Genomic DNA, 255 nt, shown 5'->3' with positions numbered 1-255 from the left:
AAATTGGCGGCGACCGGATTGGTGGCAAACCAGCCGATAATACCGCTACGGCCGATGAGCTTACTCATTATTTACTATCTCAATCGGGGCCACGGCCATGCCTTCTACATAACTGCTGATAGGCTGTAACAAAATCTGTTGGGGAAAATCAGCCAGTTGTTGCGGTGGGCGTATATAAATGTAGTTTTCATCACTGAAAACAGGCGAGGTGGGGAATTTTGCAAGAATATTGCCGGCCGTTACGTACCATATCTC

The 255-nt window shown here is 47.5% G+C and carries 1 pseudogene; it reads right to left on the bottom strand.

Going from position 1 to position 255, the window contains the following annotated elements:
• Positions 1–60: 60 nt before the first annotated feature.
• Positions 61–255, bottom strand: a pseudogene (locus B3182_RS07510) (efflux transporter periplasmic adaptor subunit); the annotation flags it as partial.

Source organism: Methylophaga sp. UBA4204, assembly GCF_002379485.1.
Taxonomy (GTDB): domain Bacteria; phylum Pseudomonadota; class Gammaproteobacteria; order Nitrosococcales; family Methylophagaceae; genus Methylophaga.
The sequence above is the reverse complement of the archived record's forward strand: the minus strand, read 5'-3'. Positions and strand labels throughout refer to the sequence as shown.